The organism is Pantoea sp. B_9 (assembly GCF_008632015.1).
GTDB lineage: Bacteria > Pseudomonadota > Gammaproteobacteria > Enterobacterales > Enterobacteriaceae > Pantoea > Pantoea dispersa.
In genome coordinates this window covers 33,046-51,640 of sequence record NZ_VWVL01000004.1, presented here as the reverse complement: position 1 = coordinate 51,640, position 18,595 = coordinate 33,046, and the positions used below count along the sequence as shown (strand labels likewise).

The 18,595-nt window shown below is 58.8% G+C and carries 19 protein-coding genes; 7 read left to right on the top strand and 12 right to left on the bottom strand.

The features are described from left to right. Nucleotides 1-30 precede the first annotated feature (30 nt). The 6 genes from ugpB to F3I21_RS13330 form a co-directional block, all read right to left on the bottom strand. Nucleotides 31-1,347, bottom strand: coding sequence for a sn-glycerol-3-phosphate ABC transporter substrate-binding protein UgpB (ugpB, locus tag F3I21_RS13355; RefSeq protein WP_058757579.1), 1,317 nt, complete (start codon nucleotides 1,345-1,347; stop codon nucleotides 31-33). 332 nt (nucleotides 1,348-1,679) lie between these two features. After that, complete coding sequence (livF, locus tag F3I21_RS13350) at nucleotides 1,680-2,393, bottom strand: high-affinity branched-chain amino acid ABC transporter ATP-binding protein LivF (protein ID WP_010615896.1); 714 nt, start codon at nucleotides 2,391-2,393, stop codon at nucleotides 1,680-1,682. A gap of 1 nt (nucleotide 2,394) precedes the next feature. Beyond that, nucleotides 2,395-3,162: a high-affinity branched-chain amino acid ABC transporter ATP-binding protein LivG gene (livG, locus tag F3I21_RS13345; RefSeq protein WP_021508005.1), complete on the bottom strand. Its 768-nt coding sequence runs from the start codon at nucleotides 3,160-3,162 to the stop codon at nucleotides 2,395-2,397. Beyond that, entirely contained in the window at nucleotides 3,159-4,430 is a 1,272-nt protein-coding gene (locus tag F3I21_RS13340; protein WP_058780903.1) for a high-affinity branched-chain amino acid ABC transporter permease LivM, read from the bottom strand. The genes livG and F3I21_RS13340 overlap by 4 nt, the downstream gene beginning before the upstream one ends. Beyond that, the gene (gene livH, locus F3I21_RS13335; RefSeq protein ID WP_010615899.1) at nucleotides 4,427-5,353 is read right to left on the bottom strand and encodes a high-affinity branched-chain amino acid ABC transporter permease LivH; all 927 of its coding nucleotides are present in this window, start codon (nucleotides 5,351-5,353) and stop codon (nucleotides 4,427-4,429) included. Before livH ends, F3I21_RS13340 begins: the two co-directional genes overlap by 4 nt. Before the next feature lie 150 nt (nucleotides 5,354-5,503). Then, nucleotides 5,504-6,631 carry a branched-chain amino acid ABC transporter substrate-binding protein gene (locus F3I21_RS13330; protein ID WP_021508007.1) on the bottom strand — a complete coding sequence of 376 codons (1,128 nt, stop codon included), beginning with the start codon at nucleotides 6,629-6,631 and terminating at the stop codon, nucleotides 5,504-5,506. Between the two features lie 403 nt (nucleotides 6,632-7,034). Between F3I21_RS13330 and panM the strand changes: the two genes are divergently transcribed. After that, complete coding sequence (gene panM, locus F3I21_RS13325; RefSeq protein ID WP_021508008.1) at nucleotides 7,035-7,421, top strand: aspartate 1-decarboxylase autocleavage activator PanM; 387 nt, start codon at nucleotides 7,035-7,037, stop codon at nucleotides 7,419-7,421. Nucleotides 7,422-7,698: 277 nt separating this feature from the next. Here the strand turns inward: panM and rpoH are convergent, their stop codons facing one another. The 4 genes from rpoH to ftsY all read right to left on the bottom strand — a co-directional run bounded on the left by rpoH (nucleotide 7,699) and on the right by ftsY (nucleotide 11,964). Then, nucleotides 7,699-8,556 carry an RNA polymerase sigma factor RpoH gene (rpoH, locus tag F3I21_RS13320; protein WP_021508009.1) on the bottom strand — a complete coding sequence of 286 codons (858 nt, stop codon included), beginning with the start codon at nucleotides 8,554-8,556 and terminating at the stop codon, nucleotides 7,699-7,701. 240 nt (nucleotides 8,557-8,796) lie between these two features. Next, on the bottom strand, nucleotides 8,797-9,783 hold the full coding sequence (gene ftsX / locus F3I21_RS13315; RefSeq protein WP_021508010.1) for a permease-like cell division protein FtsX: 987 nt from the start codon (nucleotides 9,781-9,783) through the stop codon (nucleotides 8,797-8,799). After that, nucleotides 9,773-10,441: a cell division ATP-binding protein FtsE gene (gene ftsE, locus F3I21_RS13310; protein WP_021508011.1), complete on the bottom strand. Its 669-nt coding sequence runs from the start codon at nucleotides 10,439-10,441 to the stop codon at nucleotides 9,773-9,775. Before ftsE ends, ftsX begins: the two co-directional genes overlap by 11 nt. 5 nt (nucleotides 10,442-10,446) lie before the next feature. Beyond that, a complete protein-coding gene (gene ftsY, locus F3I21_RS13305) occupies nucleotides 10,447-11,964 on the bottom strand; it encodes a signal recognition particle-docking protein FtsY (RefSeq protein WP_058780904.1) in 1,518 nt (505 codons plus the stop codon). 231 nt (nucleotides 11,965-12,195) lie between these two features. Here ftsY and rsmD point away from each other — a divergent pair, with 231 nt between their 5' ends. After that, a complete protein-coding gene (rsmD, locus tag F3I21_RS13300; protein WP_058780905.1) occupies nucleotides 12,196-12,795 on the top strand; it encodes a 16S rRNA (guanine(966)-N(2))-methyltransferase in 600 nt (199 codons plus the stop codon). After that, on the top strand, nucleotides 12,785-13,051 hold the full coding sequence (locus F3I21_RS13295; RefSeq protein ID WP_021313674.1) for a DUF1145 family protein: 267 nt from the start codon (nucleotides 12,785-12,787) through the stop codon (nucleotides 13,049-13,051). The genes rsmD and F3I21_RS13295 overlap by 11 nt, the downstream gene beginning before the upstream one ends. 43 nt (nucleotides 13,052-13,094) lie before the next feature. Here F3I21_RS13295 and F3I21_RS13290 read toward each other — a convergent pair whose 3' ends face one another. Further along, nucleotides 13,095-13,451, bottom strand: coding sequence for a DUF2500 domain-containing protein (locus F3I21_RS13290; RefSeq protein WP_021508014.1), 357 nt, complete (start codon nucleotides 13,449-13,451; stop codon nucleotides 13,095-13,097). A 162-nt stretch (nucleotides 13,452-13,613) separates the two neighbouring features. Here F3I21_RS13290 and F3I21_RS13285 point away from each other — a divergent pair, with 162 nt between their 5' ends. Further along, complete coding sequence (locus F3I21_RS13285; RefSeq protein WP_021508015.1) at nucleotides 13,614-14,243, top strand: lysoplasmalogenase; 630 nt, start codon at nucleotides 13,614-13,616, stop codon at nucleotides 14,241-14,243. 92 nt (nucleotides 14,244-14,335) lie between these two features. Further along, nucleotides 14,336-16,603, top strand: a complete 2,268-nt coding sequence (locus F3I21_RS13280) for a zinc/cadmium/mercury/lead-transporting ATPase (RefSeq protein WP_150059137.1) — start codon at nucleotides 14,336-14,338, stop codon at nucleotides 16,601-16,603. 18 nt (nucleotides 16,604-16,621) lie between these two features. On the opposite strand, the gene tusA is transcribed toward F3I21_RS13280, so the two are convergent. Then, a complete protein-coding gene (gene tusA / locus F3I21_RS13275; RefSeq protein ID WP_021508017.1) occupies nucleotides 16,622-16,873 on the bottom strand; it encodes a sulfurtransferase TusA in 252 nt (83 codons plus the stop codon). A 309-nt stretch (nucleotides 16,874-17,182) separates the two neighbouring features. Between tusA and F3I21_RS13270 the strand changes: the two genes are divergently transcribed. Both F3I21_RS13270 and F3I21_RS13265 read left to right on the top strand, forming a co-directional pair. Next, nucleotides 17,183-17,848 carry a 7-cyano-7-deazaguanine/7-aminomethyl-7-deazaguanine transporter gene (locus F3I21_RS13270; RefSeq protein WP_150059136.1) on the top strand — a complete coding sequence of 222 codons (666 nt, stop codon included), beginning with the start codon at nucleotides 17,183-17,185 and terminating at the stop codon, nucleotides 17,846-17,848. 115 nt (nucleotides 17,849-17,963) lie between these two features. After that, nucleotides 17,964-18,521, top strand: a complete 558-nt coding sequence (locus tag F3I21_RS13265) for a DcrB family lipoprotein (RefSeq protein ID WP_150059135.1) — start codon at nucleotides 17,964-17,966, stop codon at nucleotides 18,519-18,521. The last annotated feature ends 74 nt before the right edge of the window (nucleotides 18,522-18,595 follow it).

Genomic DNA, 18,595 nt, shown 5'->3' with positions numbered 1-18,595 from the left:
GACTTACCCGTCCATCCCGCCATTACGGAATTACTTCACTTGCTGTTCAAAGCGACGCAGCAGTTCGTTGCCGCGTTTCACCGCGTTGTCCAGCGCTGCCTGTGGCGACTGTTTGCCGGTCCACACGCCTTCCAGCTCTTCGTCGACGATGGTACGAATCTGCGGCATGTTGCCCAGACGCATCCCTTTGGTGAACGGCAGCGGATCTTTATTCAGCATCTGCCGCGTGGCGATGTCGGCGCCCGGGTTTTTGTCATAAAAGCCCTGCTGTTTGGTCAGCTCATAAGCCGCGGTGGTGATCGGCAGATAACCGGTTTTCTGGTGCCATTCTGCCGCAATATCCGGCTGGGCGAGGAACTTCATGAACTCCGCCGCGCCTTTGTACGTCGCTGCATCTTTGCCTTTCATCACCCACAAGCTGGCGCCACCGATAATGGCGTTCTGCGGTGCGTTCGGCACGGTGTCATCGTACGGCATCATGCCCACGCCAAAGTTGAATTTGGCGTAATGCTTAATGTCGGCCAGCGAACCGGATGAGGCGGTGGTGATACCGCAGTCGCCGTTATAGAACTTGGACGTCGACTCGTCTTTACGGCCAAAGTAGGTGAAATCACCTTTCTTATTCATCTCTTCCAGCAGCTGGATGTGGCGCACCTGCACGGGTTTGTTGAACTCCAGCACCGCGTCGGTACCGTCAAAGCCGTTGTTTTTGGTGGCAACCGGCAGGCCATGCCAGGCGCTGAAGTTTTCGATCTGAATCCAGCCCTGCCAGCCGCTGGCATAGCCGCAGCTCATGCCGGCTTTACGCAGCGCGGCGGCATCCTGCGCCAGCGCCTGCCAGGTTTTCGGTGGCTGATCCGGGTTGAGACCGGCTTTTTTGAACGCGTCTTTGTTGTAGTACAGCACCGGCGTGGAGCTGTTGAACGGCTGCGAGATCAGCTGGCCGTTGCTGTCGCTGTAGTAACCGGCAACCGCAGGAACAAACTGTTTCGGATCCATCGGCACGCCGGCGTCTTTAAACACTTCATGCACCGGCACGATGGCTTTAGAGGCCATCATGGTGGCGGTGCCCACTTCGTAAACCTGCAGAATGGCCGGTGCCTTACCGCTGCGCACCGCAGCGATACCCGCGGCCAGGCTCTGCTCATAGTTGCCTTTGTAGGTCGGAACGATTTTGTAATCCGGGTGAGCCTGGTTAAAACGCTGTGCCAGAGAATCGACTTCTTTGCCTAACTCGCCTTCCATTGAGTGCCAGAAAGGGATTTCGGTAGCAGCCAGCGCATTACCGCTGATCGCCAGACCGAGCAGCAGACTCATCAGGCGGGGACGAAGCGTAAAAGCGGACATAAGGGTTTCCTGTGCTTGTGGCGCGCGCGATATCACGCATTTTTTGTTCGCGAAGTAACATGACACGGGGAAATGACGGAAAAATAACAGGATTATGACGGGAATATGACGGGGTTAGTGCGCGCTGATGCCCTCACCCCGGCCCTCTCCCACGGGGAGAGGGGGATAAAAGGCGGTGCGCTGATGCCTTCTTCTGCAGGGCGAGAGAAGTCCGGGAGGATGCCAGGATAGCAACCTGGTCTGAAAAACGCTGCCGTACGGTTCCCTCTCCCGCGTGCGGGAGAGGGTTAGGGTGAGGGCAAAACCGCACCAACGTCATGACCAAAGCCAGGTCAGGCGCCTAAATACGCGCTTCTCACCGCTTCATTGGATAACAACGCTTCACCGCTATCCTCCAGCACCACGTGACCGTTCTCCAGCACGTAGCCGCGATCGGCCAGCTTCAGCGCCTGGTTGGCGTTCTGCTCGACGAGGAAGATGGTCATGCCCTCTTTACGCAGCTGTTCGATGGTGTCGAAAATCTGCTGGATAATGATCGGCGCCAGACCCAGCGATGGCTCGTCCAGCAGCAGCAGGCGCGGCTGGCTCATGAGCGCGCGGCCAATCGCCAGCATCTGCTGCTCACCGCCGGACATGGTGCCGGCGCGCTGCACTTTGCGCTCCGCCAGCCGGGGGAACAGCTGATAAACGCGCTCAATGCGCTCCTGATACTGCTGACGCGTCGCGAAGAAACCGCCCATCGCCAGGTTCTCTTCCACCGTCATGCGCGAAAACACGCGCCGGCCTTCCGGTACGATGGCAATCGCTTCACGCATGATTTTTGCCGTCTGCCAGTCGGTAATGGTTTTGCCATCAAAGGTGATGGTGCCACTGGTGGCGCGCGGTTCGCCACACAGCGTACCGAGCAGCGTGGTTTTGCCTGCGCCGTTAGCGCCAATCAGCGTCACGATTTCGCCCTGGCTGATGTGCAGATTAATGTTATGCAGTGCCTGAATCGGGCCATAGTGCGCACTGACGCCCTGTAAAGTTAAAATCGGGTTCGCCATGTTACGCCTCACCTAAATAAGCACGGATCACATCCGGGTTGTTACGCACTTCTTCCGGCGTACCGTTGGCCAGCGGCGTTCCCTGATTCACCACATAAATGCGGTCAGAAATGCCCATCACCAGTTTCATATCGTGTTCAATCAGCAACACCGTCACCTTGTGTTCGCCGCGCAGTTCAGCGATCAGCTCATCCAGCTCGTGCGTTTCGCGCGGGTTGAGGCCGGCCGCCGGTTCGTCGAGCATCAGGATTTCCGGACGCGTCACCATGCAGCGGGCGATCTCCAGCCGGCGCTGCTGGCCGTAAGCCAGATTGCCGGCCTGGCGGTTAGCCAGCTCCAGCAGGCCAATGCGCTCCAGCCAGCTGGCCGCACGGTCCAGCGCTTCGCTCTCGCCGCGCCGGAACGCCGGGGTTTTAAACAGCCCGGAGAACACGCCGCTTTTCAGATGCTGATGCTGCGCCACCAGCAGGTTTTCAATCACCGTCATCTCACGGAACAGGCGCACGTGCTGAAAGGTCCGCACCACGCCCATGCGCGCAATCTTCTGCCCCGGCAGGCCCTGCAATGGCTGATCGCGCAGTTTGATGGTACCGCCCGTTGGCTTATAGAAACCGGTCAGGCAGTTGAATACCGTGGTTTTCCCCGCCCCGTTGGGGCCAATCAGCGAGACGATCTCCTGCGGATGCAGTTCCAGCGCCACGTTGTTGACGGCCAGCAGGCCGCCGAAGCGCATCATCAGGCCTTCAACGGCTAATAAAGGCTGACTCATGCCTGCTCTCCTTGTTTTGCCTGTTTCAGCTTCAGGTGCGGACGCTTCATCGGCAGGAGCCCCTGCGGACGCCAGATCATCATCAGCACCATCAACCCACCGAGCACCAGCATGCTGTACTCGTTCAAATCACGCATCAGCTCGCGCGACACCACCAGCAGAATCGCGGCCAGGATCACCGCCAGCTGCGAACCCATGCCGCCCAGCACCACAATCGCCAGCACAAACGCGGACTCGACAAAGGTGAAAGATTCCGGGCTGACAAAGCCCTGACGCGCGGCAAACAGCGTACCGGCGAAACCGGCAAACACCGCGCTGATGGTAAAGGCCGTCAGCTTGATGCGCGTTGGGCTAAGACCGAGCGAACGGCAGGCGATCTCATCTTCGCGCAGCGCTTCCCACGCTCGGCCCAGCGGCATGCGCAGCAGACGATTGATGACGAACAGCGTCAGCACCACCAGCAACAGCGCCACCAGATAAAGGAAAATCACGCGGTGATTGGGATCGTACGCCAGGCCCGTCAGATCGTGGAAGGTGGTCCAGCCGCCTTCACTGACGCGCCGGCCAAATTCAATACCAAACAGGCTCGGCTTGGGAATCTGCGCGATTCCGTTGGGACCGCCAGTGATTGATGTGCTGTTCAGCAGCAGAATACGCACGATCTCACCAAAGCCGAGCGTCACAATCGCCAGATAGTCACCGCGCAGCCGCAGCACCGGGAAGCCCAGCAGCAGGCCAAAGGCACCGGCAACAATGCCGGCCAGCGGCAGACTTTCCCAGAAGCCAAAGCCATAATAGTGATTCAGCAGCGCAAAGGTGTAAGCACCGATGGCGTAAAAGCCGCCGTAGCCCAGCACCAGCAGGCCGGACAGGCCCACTACCACATTCAGGCCGAGGCCGAGCATCACGTAGATCAGCGTCAGGGTGGCGATATCCACGCTGCCGCGCGACACGAAGAAGGGCCAGGCGACGGCGGCAACAATCACCAGCAGCATCAGCAGTTTTTGCTTTGGTGTCGAACCGTCAAAACCCGGCAGCACCAGCCCTTTGCCACTGCGTTTGAGCTTGCCCTGCAACAGCGGACGCAGCAGCTGGAACACAAACACCACTGCGCAGCCGAGGAAGATCCAGTTCCAGCGCACGGCACCCGCATTCGCCACCACCAGTTTGGTACCGTCGAGATCGAGGCGCATGCCCATAAAGAAGCTGGCGAGCACCAGCAGCATCACCGTGGAGACCACGGCGTTAACCAGACCGAGGCGTTTCATACTTTCTCCACCTCCGGACGGCCAAGGATACCGGTTGGCATCACCAGCAGCACCACGATCAGCAGCGCGAACGACACCACGTCTTTATATTCGGTCGACAGATAGGCTGATGTCAGCGCTTCCGCAATGCCCAGCACCAGGCCGCCAATCATCGCGCCCGGAATGCTGCCGATGCCGCCCAGTACCGCCGCGGTAAAGGCTTTCATGCCGGCCATAAAGCCGATGAACGGGTTAATGGAGCCGTAAAACTGCCCCAGCAGCACGCCAGCCACGGCCGCCATCGCTGCGCCGATCACAAAGGTCAGTGAGATGACGCGGTCGGTGTTGATGCCCAGCAGGCTGGCCATTTTCAGATCTTCAGCGCAGGCACGGCAGGCGCGGCCCATGCGCGAATAGCGGATGAACAGCGTCAGCGCCAGCATCGCGAGGAAGGTGACGACCCAGATAACCAGCTGCATGGTGGTGAGCGTGGCGGCAAAGCCGTTGCTCTCACCCAGCGTCCACTGGCCGGTGATCAGGCTGGGCAGCGCCAGATCGCGCGAGCCCTGCGTCAGGCTGACGTAGTTCTGCAGAAAGATCGACATACCAATCGCCGAGATCAGCGCGATCAGGCGTTTGGAGGAGCGCACCGGCTTATACGCCACGCGCTCGATGCTCCAGCCGTAGGCGCTGGAGATAATCACCGCCATCACGAACCCGGCGGCAATCATCAGCCACGAGGTGTCGATACCCATCATCATCAGGGCGGCGATCACGATAAAGGAGACATAGCTGCCGATCATGTATACCTCGCCGTGGGCGAAGTTGATCATGCCGATGATGCCGTAAACCATGGTGTAACCGATGGCGATCAGCGCGTAGGTGCTCCCGAGGGTGACCCCGTTGAACATCTGCTGAATGAAATAGAGAAACTGCTCGGACATAGTGAGGACCTGCATGTAAACGGGAAATCCCCGGTGCGTTCGGCACCGGGTTAGGGTGAGAGCACCACGTCGCAGCGCCTCATTCAGCGCGCGTGCGCGGTGCCGCACCCTGCCCTCGCCCATCAGGAGAGGGACAATTCAGGAGCGTGCTTACTTAACTGCGGTAGAAGAACCGTCTTTGTGCCATTTGAAGACGCCAAATTCGAAGCCCTTCAGATCGCCCTTCTGGTCCCAGCTCAGGTTACCCATCACGGTGGGTACCGGCGCACCCTCTTTCAGGTTTTTAGCAATCGCATCAGGCTCATCGCTTTTGCTGCGCTCAATGCCCGCCACCAGTGACTGAATAGCCGCATAGGTGGTCCAGACGAACGGGCCGGTTGGATCTTTGCGGTTTGATGCGCTGTTGGCTTTGATCGCGTCCACAATCGCTTTGTTGTCTGGCAGCTGGTCGTAGCGCTTCGGCAGCGTCACGTACAGGCCTTCAGAGGCGTCACCCGCGATGTTAGACAGGGAAGCGTTGCCGACCCCTTCTGGTCCCATAAAGCCGGCTTTCAGACCGGCCGTTTTAGCCTGACGCAGAATCTGGCCCAGCTCCGGGTAGTAACCGCCGTAGTAAACGAAGTCAACGTTCTCTTTCTTCAGGCGCGCAATCAGCGTGGAGAAGTCTTTATCGCCAGCGGTGATCCCTTCGAACAGCACTACGTTGCCGCCTTTCGCCTTCAGGGTTTTCTGCACGGATTCCGCCAGGCCCTGACCGTACTGCTGCTTGTCATGTACCACGGCAATACGTTTTGGTTTGATCTGATCGAGGATGTAGTTGGCAGCGGTCGGGCCCTGATCGGAATCCAGACCGGTGGTACGCATCACGTCGGCATAGCCGCGCGCGGTCAGTTCAGGCGCGGTAGCCGCCGGGGTGATCATCAGAATGCCTTCATCGTTATAAATGTCTGATGCGGGCTGAGTGGAGGAGGAGCACAGGTGGCCGATAACGTATTTGATGCCGTCATTGACCACTTTGTTGGCCACCGCAACCGCCTGTTTCGGGTCACAGGCGTCGTCATATTCTACGCCGACCAGCTTGTCGCCGTTTACGCCGCCTTTGGCGTTGATGTCCTTGATCGCCTGGGCCGCACCGGTGAACTGCATGTCACCGTACTGCGCCACCGGGCCGGTTGCCGCACCGACAATCGCAATTTTGATGTCTTTCGCCAGTACCGCATGGCTCATCGCCAGCGCTACGCAACCCGCCAGTAATGCGCGTCCTTTACTCATTTTCATGCGAACTTCCCCATCTGTTGTGTCGTGTCTGTTGTGATTGGTTATTTATCTGCCAGTCAAAGAGCAAAACTGATTTGAGAATAATGAGTTAGCGCTCTTTTCTGGCATTTTTTGTTAAGAAGGCTTTATTTTTCAGGTTATTAAACAGGAACTTTCTTCTGTAAATCAACTGACATATTCAGTAAAAGCTGACGGGAACAGCAGATTACTCTGGTTTTTATGGCCGGTTTTTCACCACCTGGCCAGCGCGTTATGCTGGCTTTTTCAGCGATCGATGCGGGCTTACTCCACAATCCTGGCAAAGTGGCTGGCATTTGACCTCTTTTCATCGCAAAAAAGTGACAGCGCTCTGACTGTCTAAATTCGCTACACTAAGGCCTTTCTGCCAGTACAGGTAAGGGTTATGAAGCTCACTATTCAGCGCATCAGCACGCTGACGCCGCAGGATCGACTGGACTTAGCCAAAGTCTGGCCGCAGCAGGATATCGCGCAGCTGGAAGCCAGCCTCAGTGAAGCGCAGCGGCTGTATGCAGCGCGCTTTAACGATCGCCTGCTCGGCGCGCTGCGGCTGGAGATTCGCGGCACGCTGGGCAAGATTACGCAGCTGGAAGTGCGTGAAGTCACGCGGCGGCGCGGCGTAGGGCAGTATCTGCTGGAAGAGACGATAGCGCAGAACAGCGCGCTGGATCACTGGTGGGTTGCCGATGACGGCGAAGACGATCAGCGCGTACGCGCGGCGTTTATGCAGGCGTGTGGTTTCCGCGCGCAGAGCGACGGGTGGGTGCGTTAAGCGGCGATTTTACGCCGTGCAGAGTGGTGCGCATGGATGCGTATGTGGCGCAGGAGCGTGATTAACGGTGCGCATGAATGCGCACCCTGCGGGGATTGCGAACGAGTGTACAGATTGCGTGGGGTCGTGATTAACGATGCATATGCATGCGTGTCCTGTAGGGTCGCCATTCATGGCGACCGTGCTGTAATCCGCACAGGTCATACGTCATCGCCGGTTATTGCGCGCATAAAAAAAGGCGACCCGGTGGTCGCCCCCTTTATCTGTCAGCCGTTAATCAGGCTTCAATCGCCATACGCAGTTTCTTCATGGCGTTCTTTTCCAGCTGACGCACGCGCTCGGCAGACACACCGTACTGGTCGGCCAGCTCCTGCAGCGTGGTTTTGTTGTCATCATCCAGCCAGCGGGCGCGGATAATGTGCTGGCTACGCTCATCGAGGCTCAGCATTGCATCGCTCAGCTTGTCAGCGGCATGCGCATCCCAGTTATCTTCTTCAATGCCGTCGGCAAAGTCAGAGGTTTTATCCTGCAGATACAGCACCGGTGCCATCGGCTTGCCTTCGCCCGCATCGTCATCAGACGACATGTCGAAGGTCATATCCTGGGCCGCCATCCGCGACTCCATTTCCAGCACGTCTTTGCTGCTGACACCCAGCTCGCGCGCCACCATTTCGACTTCATCCTGATTGAACCAGCCGAGACGCTGCTTGGTTTTACGCAGGTTAAAGAACAGTTTGCGCTGTGCTTTGGTGGTGGCAACTTTCACGATACGCCAGTTACGCAGCACGTACTCGTGAATCTCCGCTTTGATCCAGTGCACGGCAAACGACACCAGACGCACCCCGACTTCCGGGTTGAAGCGACGCACCGCCTTCATCAGGCCGATGTTACCTTCCTGGATCAGGTCCGCCTGCGGCAGGCCGTAACCGGAATAGTTACGAGCGATATGAACAACAAAGCGCAGGTGAGACAGGATCAGCGTCTTAGCTGCATCCAGATCGCCCTGGTAATGCAGCCGCTCAGCCAGTGCTTTTTCCTCTTCTGCCGTTAATACCGGCCAGTTGTTAGCAGCCCGGACGTAAGATTCCAGGTTGCCCAGAGGAGCAATCGCTAAAGTTTGCATTTCTTTGGTCATTCAAACCCTCACAAATTCAATGGACTTGCTGCTCGTTTCCCTGCGCAGCCGTTACATTATGTCAACGACGCGTGAAAACCAAAAGCAATCTGTGCTACTTGGACGTCAAAGTTATCCACAAGTTCAATTATAGCAGTGAATATTTTACACACAGATGACGGCGGGGGAAATCGGAGAAATCCTCTGCTCCCAGGTCGTCGGCAGCAGAGGAAGAGTATATCAAAAAATCGTTGCTATGGGTTACTGCGGCGTAAAACGACGTAAATGTTGCACCGTCGCCAGCCAGGCGGCAATCCAGCCGATGATGGCCGCGATTAACAGCAGCAGCAGACCTTCATCCCATGAAAAGCCCTCCAGCGCGAAGCTGGTGCCGAAGACAGAGGCGACCTGCGCCACCACCGACTGCAGGCGCAGCACCAGCACTTCCGACAGAATCAGCGACAGCACCGCACCGCTGAAACCGAGCAGCGCGCCGCCGTAGAGGAAGGGCCGCAGAATAAAGCCATCGGTCGCGCCAATCAGCTTCTGCACGTTGATGGTGTCGCGCCGGGCAAAAATGCTCAGACGCACGCTGTTGCCAATCACCAGGAACACCGCCACCACCATCAGCAGGCCGATCATTGACGCCACCTGCCCCACCAGCCCGGTGAGCGCGGCTAAACGCGCAAACCAGCTGTCATCCATGCGCACCTCATCCACGCCCTGCACTTTCGCCACGCGATCGCGCAGATTGGCCATGGTATCGGAGTTCTGGAAGTTCAGCTTCGGCGTGATGATCGCCACCGCCGGCAGTGGGTTCTGCTCCAGCATATCCATCGCACCACCAAAGCCGGACCAGTTGCGGAACTCGCTTTGCGCCTCTTCACGCGTCAGGTAGTTCACCTTGTCCACGCCATCAAGCTTTTTCAGCTCGGCGGTCACGTTCTCTGCCGCCGTGTCATCCAGCGCTTTGTCGAGGTAAACCGTCAGCTGCGGGGCCGGGTACCACTGCGCGGCGGCCTGGCTGACGTTTTTCCACACCATGTAGCACACGCTGGGCAGCGTCAGCGAAATCGCGATCACCATTACCGTCAGCAGCGTCGCCAGCGGCTGACGATACATGTCGGACAGCGTACCGCGCCACGCGTAGCGCCACTGCTCCTGCCAGCCGCCTTTCAGCGCTTTGCTCTTTGACGGCTGCTTCGCCGTTTTCGGCGCAGCCGGACGCTTGTTACGTTTATTGACCATCGTGGCCTCCGTGCAGACGTCCCTGATTAAGCGTCATCACGCGATAATTGCGGCGTGCGATCAGCCCGATGTCGTGCGTCGCCATCAGTACCGTAACGCCCACGCGGTTGAACTCTTCAAACAGGCGCAAAATATCTTCTGACAGCGCGTTATCGAGGTTACCGGTCGGTTCATCCGCCAGCAGCACCGCCGGTTTATTCACTACCGCGCGGGCAATGCCGACGCGCTGCTGTTCACCGCCAGAGAGCTGAATCGGATAACTTTTTGCTTTGTCGAGCAGGCCGACTTTGTCCAGCGCCGCCGATACGCGACGGCGAATATCCTCGCCGCTGGCGCCGGAAATAATCAGCGGGATCGCCACGTTGTCGTAGACCGAACGATCCATCAGCAGGTGGTGATCCTGGAAAATCATGCCGATCTGGCGGCGCAGGAAAGGCACTTCGCTGTGACGCAGCCGGGAAATATCGTGACCGCTGAACCAGATTTGCCCGGCGCTCGGGCGCTCAATGCCACAAATCAGCTTCAGTAAGGTACTTTTCCCCGCGCCTGAGTGGCCGGTCAGAAACGCCATCTCACCGGGACGCAAATGGAAATCCACGCCCTGCAGCGCCTGGCGTCCTCCCAGATAAGCCTTACTGACCTCTTCAAAGCGAATCATGCCAATTATTCCTCTCGGGCAAACAGTGCCTCAATAAAGTCGGCGGCCTTAAACGGCCGTAAATCTTCGATGCCTTCCCCGACACCGATATAACGAATCGGAATGCCAAACTGATCGGCCACCGAGAAGATCACGCCACCTTTTGCGGTGCCGTCGAGCTTGGTCAGGGTGATGCCGGTCAGGCCGACCGCTTCGTGGAACAGCTTCGCCTGGCTGATGGCGTTCTGGCCGGTGCTGGCGTCAATCGTCAGCATCACCTCATGCGGTGCCTCTTCGTCCAGCTTCTTCATCACGCGGGTGATTTTTTTCAGCTCTTCCATCAGGTGCGCTTTGTTCTGCAGGCGGCCGGCGGTATCGGCGATCAGCACGTCAACGTGGCGCGATTTCGCCGCCTGGATGGCGTCAAAAATGACCGACGCAGAATCCGCGCCCGTATGCTGCGCGACCACCGGAATTTTGTTGCGCTGGCCCCAGACCTGCAGCTGCTCTACCGCCGCCGCGCGGAAGGTGTCCCCCGCCGCCAGCATGACGGACTTGCCCTGCGCCTGATACTGACGCGCCAGCTTACCGATGGTGGTAGTTTTACCCACGCCGTTAACGCCGACCATCAGGATAACGAACGGCGTTTTGCCCGCCACGTCCAGCGGAGCATCGACCTTTTCCAGAATGCCGGCCATTTCAGCCTTCAGCAGGCCATACAGCGCTTCGGCATCGCGCAGCTGCTTACGGCTGGCCTGTTGCGTCAGGCTGGTGATGATGCGGCGCGTGGTTTCCACGCCGACATCGGCAATCAGCAGCTGCTCTTCCAGCTCTTCAAACAGCTCGTCATCGATTTTTTTGCCGCGGAACAGGCTGATAAAGCCGGATCCGAGGTTTTCACGCGTTTTGACCAGGCTGCGTTTCAGGCGGGCAAAGAAGCCCTCTTTGGTGGGGCGCTCCTGCTCCTGAGCCACAATCGGCGCGGCCGCCAGCGGCAGATCGCTCACGGTGTCTGTCGCCACGCGCTCTTCAGCCGCGTCTTCGGCATAGGTTTCCGCTAACGCCAGCGCTTCCAGCTCTTCATCGCTCAGCGGTGCGTCTGCGTCCTCTGCGTCCTCTGGCTGAGGCGCCTCAGATAAAACCGGTGCTTCAATAATCAGTTCTTCAGCCTGCGGTTCCTCTTCAACCGGCATCAGCTCCGGCTGCGGATGATCTTCCGGCAGTACCTCTTCTTCAATCGCGCTGACGGCAGCGGTTTCTGCGTCATCAGCGTTAGCGTCGGATTCGGCAGCGGTTTCTGCCTCCGCAACGGGATGCATTTCAACTTCGGCGTGAACCGGCGATTCGGCCTGCTGTTCTGCCACCTGTTCAGTGACGATCACGGTTTCGGCGGCCTGCGCTTCGGCGCTTGCTAACGCGCTCTCTTCAGCGGCGGGTGCCGGTTGATCGGTCGGCTGCTGCTGCGCCTGCTCTTCCGCTGGCTGCTGCTCTTCTTTGCCAAAGCCCAGCCAGGAAAAAAAGCCGCGTTTTTTCTCTTTTGCCATTGTGTGACCACACTCCTCGATGGCTTATTCCCGGTAGCACGCTGTTCCCAGGGGATAAAAAATTCACTTTTTCGCGCGTGAGCGGCGTAAAAATCAGGCAATTACGTCCGCTTTATCAACTTAGTAGTCTAACACTTTCCTGCCAGCGCACCACAGCACCCTTTTTTAACGTTTCTTCTGCCTGCTACGCCCGTTAAACTACGCAACAAATTATGACGAGTTGTGAGCGAAATGAGTAAATCCCCCCGCAACAGCGGCGCGGCAGGCCAGATTCGCCTGATTGGCGGACAGTGGCGCGGCCGCAAATTGCCGGTGCCGGACAGCGCCGGCCTGCGCCCGACCACCGATCGCGTGCGTGAAACGCTATTCAACTGGCTGGCGCCGGATATCCAGCAGGCGCGCTGCCTCGATTGCTTTGCCGGCAGCGGCGCGCTGGGTTTAGAAGCGCTGTCGCGCTATGCCGCCTCCGCGACCCTGCTGGAACTGGAACGTCACGTGGCGCAGCAGCTGACGCAAAACCTGCACACGCTGCGTGCCAGCAACGCCAGCGTCGTCCAGACCAATACGCTGCAGTGGCTAAGCCAGCCTGGCGAGCCATTCGACGTGGTGTTTGTTGATCCGCCGTTCCGCAAAGGCCTGCTGCAGGAGACACTAACGCTGCTGGAGAACAATGGCTGGCTCGCCGCCAATGCGCTGATTTATGTTGAGAGCGAAGTGGAACACGGCACCCCGCTGGCACCGGCTAACTGGGACCTGTATCGCGAGAAGATTGCCGGTCAGGTGGCCTATCGCCTCTATCAACGCCAACAGGAGACCGATGATGTGGCTTAATCTGGGACGTTTGCTGATGATTTGCGTCTGGGCATTTCTGCTGCTTAACCTGGTGCACCCTTTCCCGACGCCGCTGCGCTACTTTGTCCACGTTGCGCTGTTCTTTATGGTGGTGATGCACGGCCTGCAGCTGGTGCTGCTGCGTGCCACGCAACCAAAGGAAGCGCCAAAGCTGAGCCGCGCCACGCAGGCGAAAATCTTCTTCTTTGGTGTATTTGAGCTGCTGGCGTGGCAGAAAAAGCACTATCCGTCGTAACGTAAGACAGCGCGCGCGGCTTCAGCCCCGTGCGCTTTAGTGCCTATTGCGCCGGGGTAAAGCTGACAAAGCGCGTGCCCTGCATTTTCAGCTCACCCTTCACGCCTTTGTCCATCTGGTGATAATCGCTGGCGCTGACGTTGACCTTAAAATCACCGGCGCCGTTCAGCGGATGGAACCAGGCTTCATACTTCATCTCTTCCGCCACAATCTCTTCGCGCTGACGCGAACGGCGATTGGGGGCCGGGAACTCTCGCTTGGTTTTCACTTCCACACTCATTGAGCGCACCGGTGAAGCGTCGTTGACCGCGGCTTCGCGGCGCTGCTTGATAAACTGACGGGTTGCCAGGATGGCAATTACAGCCAGGACGATAAAAAAGATTAGCGGTGGTTTGCTCATGTTTTCTCTCGCACTTTACGTCGGGGGTTAACAGATAAAAGACGCCAAAGCATACAACCAGAGTTGCCCGATTGTCACATTTGCCGCCAGTAACTTAAACTGAGATCGCGATTTTGGGAAAATTCATCAATGTGGGCGACACGTTCACAAAAGGGAGAAAAAATGCTTTGGTCTTTCCTTGCAGTCCTTTTTTCCGGTTGGCTGTATGTCGATGCCTCCTACCGCGGCCCGCAGTGGCAGCGCTGGCTGTTCAAACCCGTTACGCTGCTGTTGCTGGTTGCCTGGGCGTGGCAGGCTCCCACGCTTAACACCACCGACTACCTGATTCTGGCTGGCCTGGTCGCTACGCTGGTGGGCGATGCGTTAACCCTGCTGCCGCGTCAGCAGATGCTATATGCGCTCGGCGCCTTTTTCCTTTCGCATCTGCTGTACACCATCAGCTTTGCCGCGCACATGACCATGAGCTTCTTCTGGCCGATTCCGCTCACCTTCCTGGTGATTGGTATCATCGTGATCGCCATCATCTGGTCAAAACTGGATACGCTGCGCTGGCCGATCTGTACGCTGATTGGCATGACGCTGGTGATGAACTGGATGGCGGCGGAAAATTACTTCTTCCGTCCGACCGATTACAGCTTCTCGCTGCTGGTGGGTGCCGTGCTGCTGTTGCTGGCTAACATCGTGTGGTTTATCTCGCACTATCGCCGTCGCTTCAGCGCTGACAGCGCCATCGTTGCCGCCTGCTACTTCGCCGGTCACTTCATGATTGTGCGTTCACTGTGGCTGTACTGAAAAAAGTGACCTCATCGCTTGACTCTGGAGTCCACTCCAGAGTGTAGCATGCAGACTGCGGGCATCGGCCCGCTTCTGCAACCGGAGGTCACATGCATCAACATGCCCACTCTTGCCGCTGTGGCAAATCACACCGTCAGCCAAAACCGCTATGTGCGGTACGCAGCGTTCAGCCTGCATCCCTGAAGATTTCTGCCGCACAGCCGGTGGCCGCGTCCAGTGATTGCGGCTGCTGCACCAGCGATGACGACAGTCCCGGCGGCGGCGACGCCGACAGCGACAGGCGCGCGTCCGCGCCCTATCAGTTCCGCTGGCAGATTGCCGGCATGGACTGCCCGAGCTGCGCCCGCAAAATCGAAACCGCCGTGCAAAAGCTGCCGCAGGTCGCCAGCGCGCGGGTGATATTCGCCAGTGAAAATCTGCTGGTGGAGGCGCACAGCGATATTCGTCCGGCTATCGAACAGGCCGTTAACCACGCCGGCTTTAGCCTGAAATCCACTGAGAACCCCGCACCGGCGGCGCGCCGCTGGCGCGATAATGCCTCGCTCATACTGCTCACGCTGTTGATGATCGCCAGCTGGCTGCTGAGCCAGCTCACGCCGCTGTGGGGCGATCGCCTGTTTGTGCTTACCACGCTGGTCGGTCTGGTGCCGGTAGCCCGCAGCGCGTGGCAGGCCATACGCAGCGGCTCACCGTTCAGCATTGAAACCCTGATGACCCTCGCCGCCGCGGGCGCGCTGGTGATTGGCGCCCACGCCGAAGCTGCCATGGTGTTGCTGCTGTTTCAGCTGGGAGAACGGCTGGAAGCCTATGCCGCCGCGCGGGCGCGCCGTGGCGTCACCGCGCTGATGGCGCTGCGTCCGGACACCGCCACGCGCGTCAATGGCACACAGCGTGAGCAGGTGGCACTGGCGGCGCTGCAGCCCGGTGATGTGATTGAAGTAGCGGCAGGCGGTCGTCTGCCCGCCGATGCCGAGCTGCTGCACGCCAGCGCCAGCTTTGATGAAAGTGCGCTGACCGGCGAATCGCTACCGGTGGCCCATCAGCCGGGCGATGCCGTGATGGCAGGTGCCACCAGCGTGGATCGGCTGGTGACGCTGCGCGTGACCTCACAGCCGGGCCACAGCGCTATCGACCGCATTCTGCAGCTGATAGAAGAAGCTGAAAGTCACCGCGCGCCGGTGGAGCGTTTTATCGATCGCTTCAGCCGCCTCTACACGCCGGCCATCATGCTGCTGGCACTGCTGGTGATGGTGCTGCCGCCGCTGCTCGGATTAGGCGCCTGGCTGCCGTGGATCTACAAAGGGCTGACGCTGCTGCTGATTGGCTGTCCGTGCGCGCTGGTGATCTCCACGCCTGCCGCTATCACTTCCGGCCTGGCGGCGGCGGCTCGCCAGGGCGCGCTGATTAAAGGCGGCGCGGCGCTCGAACGCCTCAGCCGGGTGCAGGCGCTGGCGTTTGATAAAACCGGCACCCTGACCGCCGGTAAACCGCAGGTTACCGACGTGCAGCCGTTTGGCGCGGATGCACAGCAACAGCTGCTCAGCCTCGCGGCCGCTATCGAGCAGGGCTCCGGCCATCCGCTGGCGCGGGCGATAGTGGCGGAAGCGCAGCGCCAGCAGCAGGTGATTCCACCGGCGCAGCATCAGCAAACGCTGGCCGGCAGCGGCATTCGCGCACAAATCGACGGCGTGATGCATCAACTGCTGGCACCGCGTGATGCGGCGGCGCTGAGTGACGCGCAGCAGCAGCAGATTGCGCAGCTGGAGGCACAGGGCAAAACCGTGGTGGTGCTGTTGCGCGAAGCACAGCCGCTCGGGCTGCTGGCGCTGCAGGATTTGCTGCGCGAGGAGGCCCGCAGTGCGCTGGCGGCGCTGCAGGCGCTGGGGATTCGCAGCGTGATGCTGACCGGCGATAATCCGCGCGCCGCCGCCGCGATTGCCGCCGAACTCGGCATCAGCTATCGCGCCGGTCTGTTGCCTGCGGATAAGGTAGCCGCCGTGCGTGAACTGGGCGAACAGCAGCCGCTGGCGATGGTCGGCGATGGCATCAACGATGCGCCAGCCATGAAGGCCGCGACGCTGGGGATTGCCATGGGCAGCGGCACTGATGTGGCGCTGGAAGCGGCCGATGCGGCTCTGACGCAAAATAACCTGGCGATTCTGCCGCGCACCGTGCAGCTGGCACGCCGCACGCGCGCCATTATCCGTCAGAATATTGCGCTGGCGCTGGGGCTGAAGGCGATTTTCCTCGTCACCACGCTGCTCGGTTTTACCGGCCTGTGGCTGGCGGTGCTGGCCGATTCGGGTGCCACCGCGCTGGTCACCGCCAACGCGCTGCGCCTGCTGCGTCAGCGCTGAGGCGGGCGGATGCCGCGATCAGGCATCCGCGCCTTTCTGGATCAGATACTGGTACGGCAGGCTCTCGGTCTGCTGTGCCAGCAGCTGATGCTCCATAAAGCGGCAGAAGCCGGGAATATCACGCGTGGTCGCCGGATCGTCGGCGATGATCAGCAACGTTTCGCCCGCCTGCATGGTACGCACGGTTTTGCGCACCATCATCACCGGCTCCGGGCAGCGCAGCCCAAGCGCATCAAGCGTATGGTCCGCAGCGGAAAAAGGATCGCTCATGATTCTCTGTCTTTATTCAGGGTGGGCGCTCATTCTAACGCGCTACAGCGCGCGCGCAAGGCGAGAACGATTGCGTTAAAATTAACCATTGCATTTGTTGCGCAACACGCTAAGATGCCGTCCGATTTTTTATTAAGCAATACCAGACATCCCCAGGATCGTTGGCTTTTCTGCAAGGCGGCAAGTGCGCGTATCCCCGGGAGCTTACTAAAGTAAGTGACCGGGGTACGCAAGCGCGGCCAACGCAGCAAAAATGCCAACGATGAAGGGGATTGGGTTCCCTCACCCCATTTTTAAAAAAAGGCCTTTATGATCAACTTCTCTGCTCGTCAGCGTATGCATGCGCTATTCTGGCTATCGCTGTTTCACCTGCTGGTGATTACCTCCAGTAACTATCTGGTGCAGCTGCCGGTCGCGATTTTCGGCTTCCACACCACCTGGGGTGCGTTTAGCTTCCCGTTTATTTTTCTCGCCACCGATCTCACCGTGCGTATTTTAGGCGCACCGCTGGCACGGCGCATTATCCTTGCGGTGATGATTCCGGCGCTGTTTATCTCCTACATCGTGTCGTGCGTGTTTTATCAGGGCGCGTGGCAGGGCTGGGCCTCGCTGCAGGAGGTCAATCTGTTCGTGGCGCGTATCGCCTGCGCCAGCTTTATGGCCTATGCGCTGGGGCAAATCCTTGATGTGCACGTGTTTAACCGCCTGCGAAAACTGCCGCAGTGGTGGATTGCGCCTGCCTGCGCCATGTTCCTCGGCAATATCAGCGATACGCTGGCCTTCTTCTTTATCGCCTTTTATAAGAGTCCGGACCCGTTCATGGCCAGCCACTGGGTGGAGATCGCACTGGTGGATTACAGCTTCAAAGTGCTGATCTGCATGGTTTTCTTCCTGCCTGCTTACGGTGTTTTGCTCAATGCGGCACTTAAGCGCCTGGCGGAACGTTCGGCTCAGCGCCAGATGAATTTCGGCTAATTGAACGTAGACGAAACGCCACGGCACGCTAAGATTTCCTGACAAAGCGCTGATTGCTTTTAAGCACCGATTCCGTTTTGATAACGGCTGATGGAAACCTTACGAAGGGATAAGAATGCGTAACTTAGTGAAATATGCGGGCATCGGCCTGCTGGTGTTAGGCCTGGCGGCGTGTGATCAGAAGAAAGACGACACGGCGGCAAACAGCAACGGCACCAGCGCCAGTCAGTCAGCACAGACAGTAAACCTGATGGACGGTAAGCTGAGTTTCAGCCTGCCAGCAGGCATGTCAGATAAGAGCGGCAAGCTGGGTTCGGAATCCACCAATATGCACGTGTATGCCGATGAAACCGGCCAGCGCGCAATTATCGTGATTGCGGGCGATCCGACCAGTGAAGCACTGGATGCGCTGGCTCAGCGTCTGGAGCAGCAGCAGCGCAACCGCGATCCGCAGCTGCAGGTGGTGTCGAACAAAGCGGTGACGCTGAAAGACCAGCCGGCACAGCAGCTGGATACGGTGATTTCCGCCAATAACCAGACCTCCTGGTCCTCGGTTATTCTGGCGAAGGTGGACGGTAAACTGCTGACGCTGCAGATCACCCTGCCCGCCGACAATCAGCAGCAGGCGCAGAGCGATGCCGATGCGATTGTGAAGAGTATTACTCTGAAGTAAGTTTGCACCAACGGTAGCGGCGCGATTTATCGCGCGTTGTTAAAAACCGCGCAATAAATTGCGCCGCTACAGAA